The 6288-nt window shown below is 71.8% G+C and carries 6 protein-coding genes; 1 reads left to right on the top strand and 5 read right to left on the bottom strand.

The window, feature by feature from the left end:
* Positions 1-22 precede the first annotated feature (22 nt).
* From ABZ863_RS29140 to ABZ863_RS29160, 5 genes are read right to left on the bottom strand one after another with little or no spacing between them, the layout of a single operon-like run.
* The gene (locus ABZ863_RS29140) at positions 23-1318 is read right to left on the bottom strand and encodes a DUF58 domain-containing protein (protein ID WP_358542085.1); all 1296 of its coding nucleotides are present in this window, start codon (positions 1316-1318) and stop codon (positions 23-25) included.
* Complete coding sequence (locus ABZ863_RS29145; protein WP_358542088.1) at positions 1318-2286, bottom strand: MoxR family ATPase; 969 nt, start codon at positions 2284-2286, stop codon at positions 1318-1320. The genes ABZ863_RS29140 and ABZ863_RS29145 overlap by 1 nt, the downstream gene beginning before the upstream one ends.
* Positions 2283-3437 carry a DUF4350 domain-containing protein gene (locus ABZ863_RS29150; protein ID WP_358542091.1) on the bottom strand — a complete coding sequence of 385 codons (1155 nt, stop codon included), beginning with the start codon at positions 3435-3437 and terminating at the stop codon, positions 2283-2285. Before ABZ863_RS29150 ends, ABZ863_RS29145 begins: the two co-directional genes overlap by 4 nt.
* A complete protein-coding gene (locus ABZ863_RS29155) occupies positions 3434-4063 on the bottom strand; it encodes a DUF4129 domain-containing protein (RefSeq protein WP_358542093.1) in 630 nt (209 codons plus the stop codon). The genes ABZ863_RS29150 and ABZ863_RS29155 overlap by 4 nt, the downstream gene beginning before the upstream one ends.
* Complete coding sequence (locus tag ABZ863_RS29160; protein WP_358542095.1) at positions 4060-5007, bottom strand: hypothetical protein; 948 nt, start codon at positions 5005-5007, stop codon at positions 4060-4062. The genes ABZ863_RS29155 and ABZ863_RS29160 overlap by 4 nt, the downstream gene beginning before the upstream one ends.
* A 126-nt stretch (positions 5008-5133) precedes the next feature.
* On the opposite strand from ABZ863_RS29160, the gene ABZ863_RS29165 reads away from it, so the two are divergent.
* Complete coding sequence (locus tag ABZ863_RS29165) at positions 5134-6240, top strand: neutral zinc metallopeptidase (protein WP_358542097.1); 1107 nt, start codon at positions 5134-5136, stop codon at positions 6238-6240.
* Positions 6241-6288 lie beyond the last annotated feature (48 nt).

Below are 6288 nucleotides of genomic sequence, written 5' to 3' on the forward strand. Positions count from 1 at the left end.
TCCAGTGCCGCGCCGCCCGGCGCTACAGGGATCCCGCCGCCTTCATGGCCAGGTACCGGTCGGCGAGTGCCGGCGGTAGCTCGTCGGGCTCCGCATCCACCACCTCGGCGCCGTGCCTGCCGAGCAACGCCGTCGCGTGCCGCCGTTCGGCGAGGGTGCGCTCGGCCGCCGCGGCACCATAGACAGCATCGGCGTCACCCCGGCCGCGCGCCAACCTGCCGACGGCGGGGTCGGCGACCGCGGCCACCAGCAGCCGGTGGCGTGTGGTCAGCGAGGGCAGCACCGGCAACAAGCCCTCCTCGAGCGGCGCCGGATCGAGCCCCGTCAGCAGCACCACGAGCGATCGGCGCCGCGTGCGGCGCAGCACCTCGCCCACCAGCCCGCGCGCGTCCAGCTCGACCAGTTCCGGCTCCAGCGGCGCCATGGCGGCCACCAGTGACGGCAGCAGCTCGGCCCCCGAGGAGGCGGGCACGTTCGCCCGCACGCGCCGGTCGTAGGCGATCAGTTCGACTCGGTCACCCGCCCGCGAGGCCAGCGCTGCCAGTAGCAATGCCGCGTCCATCGCCGCATCGAGCCTGGTGCCGTCGCCGATCCGGCCTGCCGCGGTGCGCCCCGTGTCGAGGACGAGCACGACGTGGCGGTCGCGTTCGGGCCGCCACGTGCGCACCATGACCTCCGTCGCGCGCGCCGTCGCACGCCAGTCGATCGAGCGGACATCGTCGCCGAGCACGTACTCACGCAGGGAGTCGAACTCCGTGCCCTGCCCGCGAACGTGCGCGGCACTGCGACCGTCCAGCTCCCGTAGCCGGGCGAGCCGGCTCGGCAGGTGCCGCCTGCTGTGGAACGGCGGCAGTGCCCGCACCGCCCACGGCACCGCATGCGAACCCTGCCGCGCCGCCAGCCCCAGCGGACCCACCGCACGCACGGTCACCTGGTGCGCCCTGCGGTCACCACGACGCGTCGGCCGCAGCAGCGTCACCACGGTGCTGGCCGTTCCCGCAGGCACCGTGACGACCTGCCGGTCAGCCACCACGCCCGCGCTCGGTTCCCAGGCGTCCCGCAGCACGCCACGTACCGCGCGGCGGCCCGTGTTGACGACGCGCAGCCGCACCTCCGCCTCCTCGCCGAGCCGCACCGACGTCGCACCGGACCGCGTGAACGACAGCACCCGCACGCTGCCCGCCAGCAGCAGGTCCACCAGGATCCCGGCGAGCACGACCGCGGACACCGTGAGCACCCCGGCCGGCGAGGGCAGTAGCAGCGCGACGACGAGTGCCCCCGCGAGTGCGAGCAGCCCGGCGCGCCCGGTGAGTGCCATCAGCGCGGCACCGGAACGGTCGCGAGTACGCGGTCCAGCAGACCCTCGACCGTGGCACCCTCCAGCTCCGCCTCGGGACGCAGTTCGATGCGGTGCCGCAGCGCGGGACGGGCGAGCGTCTTGACGTCGTCGGGCGTGACATACGCGCGGCCGGACAGCCACGCCCACGCCCGCGCCACCGACAGCAGCGCGGTCGCTCCACGCGGCGAGACACCGAGCCGCACAGGCGGCGCGTCCCGCGTCGCCCGGCACAGGTCGACGACGTAGCCGGTGACCTCGGGCCCCACGGTCACCGCGGCCACCGCCATGCGCGCCGCGCTCAGCTCGGCCACTCCCGCCACCGGCCGCACGCCCGCCGCCTCGAGGTCACGCGGGTCGAAGCCGCCGGCGTGCCGGGTGAGGACGGCGATCTCGTCGTCGCGGGACGGTGCCGGCATGGTCAGCTTGAGCAGGAACCGGTCCAGCTGGGCCTCCGGCAGCGGATAGGTGCCCTCGTATTCGACCGGGTTCTGGGTGGCGATCACCGCGAACACCTCCGGCAGCAGGCGCGGCTTGCCGTCGACCGACACCTGCCGCTCCTCCATCGCCTCGAGCAGTGCCGACTGCGTCTTGGGCGGTGTCCGGTTGATCTCGTCGGCGAGCAGCAGGTTGGTGAACACCGGGCCCTCGCGGAAGGAGAACTCGGCCGTGTGCTGGTCGTAGACGATCGAGCCCGTGACGTCACCTGGCATCAGGTCGGGCGTGAACTGGACCCGGGTGGTGCGCAGGTCCAGCGCCGTGGCCAGCGTCCGCACCAGCAGCGTCTTGGCGACGCCCGGCACGCCTTCCAGCAGCACGTGGCCGCGGCACAGCAGCGCCAGAATCAACCCGGTCACCGCGGCGTCGTTGCCGACGATGGCCTTGGCGACCTCGGAGCGCAATGCGACGAGCGCCTGGCGCGGATCGGTCGGTGCTGTCGGTGCTGTCACTGAGCAACCTCACTCTCGGTGTTCTTTGCGATGGGAGCGCGCTGGTCGCCGTCGCGCACCGCGCGCTCCAGCTCGTCCAGGGCATCCGCCAGCCGGACGAGCGTGGTGTCGTCGGCGGGTGGCGGACCATACAGAACGGCGGCGGCGTCCCAGCCGGTCCGCGCCGCGATCGCGGCAAGTACCGCCTGCGGCTCGGCGTCGAGGGTCAGGCCGAGTAGTGGCAGCAGCCGCTCGCACGTGGCCTGGCGCAGCGTCTGCCCGGCGTGATCGGTCGCACCGGATCTGCGGTACAGGCGGGCCCGGCCCTCCACGGTCTCGGCGGCCCGCACCACCACCGGCAACCGCTCGGTGACGACCGGACCGAGCCTGCGGGCACGCCACAGCGCGAACAGCACCGCGGCCACGCCGACCTGCGCGGCGCCGAACACCCAGCCCGGGGGCAGCAGGTCGTACAGGGACTCCTGCCCACCACGCAGGCCCGGATCACCGGCCGAGGGCGCGTACCAGACCAGCCGCTCGCGGCCGCCGAGCAGGCGCATCGCGAGCGCGGCGTTGCCCTCATCGGCGAGTGCGGCGTTGGTGAGCGGCGTGTGGCTGCCCAGCACCGTGGTCGTACCCACGCGGGCGAGCGCGCCGTTGTAGCAGGTGGTCTCGCCGCGATAGGCGGTTCCGCCGAGGGTGACCGCGCCCGCTGCCTCGGCATCCGGCAGCGCGCACTGCGGCTCGCGGACGCGTTCCTCCAGTGGGCCCTGTGCCGACATCGCGGGGGCCACGGCGTCCAACGTTTCCTGGTTCGGCGCGAGCAGCACCACGGCACCCGCGCGCTCGGCGAGTCCGCGCAGTGTCTGCGTGCTCACCAGGTCCGGCCGGGTCACCAGCAGGGTCGCCCCAGCGGGATCCAGCCCGTCGCTGGTGTACTGCGGCTCGATGCGCACACCCTGTGCCGCGAGCAGCCGCGCCACGGCACGGCTGCCGTCGGGTGCGGCCGAGTCGGGGTCGAGCGACGCGCCACCCCCGTCACGGACGAGGCTCAGCAGGATCCCGGTCGCCAGCACCACCAACAGGATCAGCAGCGGTGCACGCGTGGCCCGCCACACGCGGCGCGCGTCAGGCGAGACCGAGGTCGATGCGGCCTGCGGGGTCGCGGTCATCGCGCCACCAGCCGGCCCGCGACCAGGTCCGCATCCAGCGCGGTGAGCCGTGCCCAGCCGTCGGAACTCGCGTGCTGCCCGCCGTAGTGCACCTCGTCGAACAGCACCGCCGCGGCCCGCAGTTCCGCGGCCGAACCGGGCAGCAGCAGCCCGGCCTCGACCGCGGTCTCGTCGGCGGTCCGCCCCGAGCGCTCGTCGAGCACGCCACGTTCCTCCAGTGAGCGCACGATCGCCCGGAACCGCTCCCGGACGGCCTCGGTGAGATCGCCGCGCGCGTGTGCCAGCTCGGCGGACTGCCGGTGGTCGGCCGCGGTACGCGGCGCGCCACTGAACACCTCGCGGCGGGTCACGCTGCCCCGGCCCACGACCTTCCCGGCACGCAGCCGCACCACGACCACGAGCACGACGAGCAGCACGGCGAACACCAGCAGTCCGCCGAACCCGCCGGGTGCGAGGCCACCCAGCCCACCGAAGAGGTCGGCGAGCCGGTCGCCGACCCACCGCAGGACGCGCAGGACCAACCCCGGTTCCGCCTGCTGGTAGGCGGGGTCGGTGAGTTCGGCGCGCGCGGCCTCCTGGGCCGCGTCCCGTCCGATGTCGACGGGTACGTCGGCGACCCGGATCATGCCCCTTCGGCCGCCCGGGCCAGCTCGATGTCCAGTCCCTCGCGGCGCATCCGCTGGTCGATGTAGAGCAGCGCGGTCACACCGGATACGAACGGCACCGTGATCGTCTGCGCCAGTGCGTAGCCGAGCTCACCGATCAGCAGCTCGGTCGCCGAGGCGGCCGTCCCGATGTCGCCAGCGCCCGCCAGCGTGAAGGGCACCTGGATGATGAGGCTGATCACGAACGCGATGACCACCGCGAGCAGCAGGATGCCGAACACCCGCCACCACGAGCCCCGCACCAGAGCGGGCGAGCGGCTCAGCGACGTGCGCACCCGGCCGCGTTCGAGGATGAGCGCGGGAGTCGTCAGGCTGAGGAACACGTAGGCCACGATGCCCGGGATGATCAGCAGGATCGTTCCGACCATGACGATCACCGTGACCAGGATGGTCAGCCCCAGCAGGGGCAGCAGCCGCGGCCGCAGCTCGGCCCACGCCTCGCCGAGCGTGATCGGCTGCCCCAGCACGGCCTTGCCCACCACGACCATGAGCAGGCCCGTGAGGAACGTCTGGGTGAGAACGCTGATGACGAGGACGACCGAGTTCGCCGCGAGGACATCGCCGAGCTGTGACAACAGCTGGTCGAGCTGCTCCTGCTGCGACGCATTCGGGTTGACCACGAGCGGCTCGACGTTGTCGAACAGCCATACCCCTACGGCCAGAGACAGGGCTGAGCTGATCAGCGCGACGACCGCCGACGCGCCGAAGACCAGACCCGCGTACTTGCGCATGGTGCTGATCGCGCCGTCGAGGATCTCACCGACGCCGAGTGGCCGCAGCGGGATCACGCCCGGCTGCCCGCGGAACCCTCCGCCCGATTCCGGGTGCTGGGGAAACTGTGGGTACTGCGGCGGCTGGGGACCCGTGCCGCGGTCCGGCGACGACCAGCCACTGGAATCAGTCATTGCGTAATCCTCGCATTCGGTCGAAATTGCGCCTATCGTCGCTGACCTGGTTTGTGCAAGTCGCACGCGGGGCCTGCTCCGGCTCGTTATGCTGTGCCGGCAGTCGATCGAGGAGCCGGACAGCACATGACGCAACCACCGCAGGGCCCGTACCAGGGCTCTCCGTGGCCATACCGACCGCAAGGCCAGCAACCTCCGACTGCACCACAAGGCTACGGGTACGGCTACCCGCCGCAGCCCGGCTACCCGCCGCCCCGCAAACCGAAGCGCGGGCCGATCATCGCGGCCACTCTCGGCGGTGTCACGCTGCTGGTACTGAGCATTGTCATCGTGTTCACGGTGACCAAGGACGACAGCTCCTCGTCGGCAGGGGCCGGTTACGGCAGCCCCGATTTCACCACCACGACCGAGTCCGCGACGTCGACCGAGTCGAGCACGACCACGACGACCACCACGACGGAGAGCAGCGAGACCTCGACCCAGTCCAGTCCCACGACGATCGAGCGGGGACCGCAGAAGATCTTCAAACTGGCCGACCACCCGATCCTGCAGGACCCGGACGCGGGCCTGAAGAACTTGGCGTGCAACCTCCCGGCGTGGCAGAGCGACCCTGCCGCGGCGGAGTCGTTCTTCACCGCCGCCGCCCGCTGTCTCGACGCGGCGTGGGGCCCGTTCCTCGAGTACTACGACCTGCCATTCACATCGCCGACGCTGCACTTTCCCTCCGCAGGCAGTTTCGACACCGCGTGCGGCACGATCGAGGTCGGCATCGCCACGGCCGCCTACTACTGCGAGAACAACCTGTACGTACCTTTCGCCGGCCTGCAGACAGAGCAGTACGGCAACAACCCGGGCGTGTACCTGGCGCTGTTCGCCCACGAGTACGGCCACCACGTCCAGGAGGTCGCGGGCATCATGGACGCGGCCTGGGAGGAGATCTACGCCGCGGGTCAGAACAGCCCGGCCGGCATGGAGATGTCCCGGCGCAAGGAACTGCAGGCGCAGTGCTTCTCGGGGATGTTCCTCGGCGCGCATGTCGACCGTGGCGGCACGATCTCCAGGGACATGTACGACAAGGCCTGGTACGACCAGGAGACCAGGGGCGACGACACCTCGGGCACCCAGGACCACGGCAGCAACGCCAACTACGCCGTCTGGTGGCGGGCAGGCGCCTACGACAACCGCATCGTCGACTGCAACACCTTCGCCGCCAGCAGCGCCGACGTCGCCTGATCTAAAGGTCCCCCAAGGCCACCTTGGTTGCGTTGAACGCAACCAAGG

The organism is Saccharomonospora sp. NPDC046836, from assembly GCF_040645195.1.
Taxonomy (GTDB): domain Bacteria; phylum Actinomycetota; class Actinomycetes; order Mycobacteriales; family Pseudonocardiaceae; genus Prauserella_A.

Excerpts from the sequence above, each read along its gene's own strand:
- ABZ863_RS29140 (WP_358542085.1), bottom strand. The coding sequence starts at position 1,318 with ATGGCACTCACCGGGCGCGCCGGGCTGCTCGCACTCGCGGGGGCACTC.
- ABZ863_RS29150 (WP_358542091.1), bottom strand. The coding sequence starts at position 3,437 with ATGACCGCGACCCCGCAGGCCGCATCGACCTCGGTCTCGCCTGACGCG.
- ABZ863_RS29155 (WP_358542093.1), bottom strand. The coding sequence starts at position 4,063 with ATGATCCGGGTCGCCGACGTACCCGTCGACATCGGACGGGACGCGGCC.
- ABZ863_RS29160 (WP_358542095.1), bottom strand. The coding sequence starts at position 5,007 with ATGACTGATTCCAGTGGCTGGTCGTCGCCGGACCGCGGCACGGGTCCC.
- ABZ863_RS29165 (WP_358542097.1), top strand. The coding sequence starts at position 5,134 with ATGACGCAACCACCGCAGGGCCCGTACCAGGGCTCTCCGTGGCCATAC.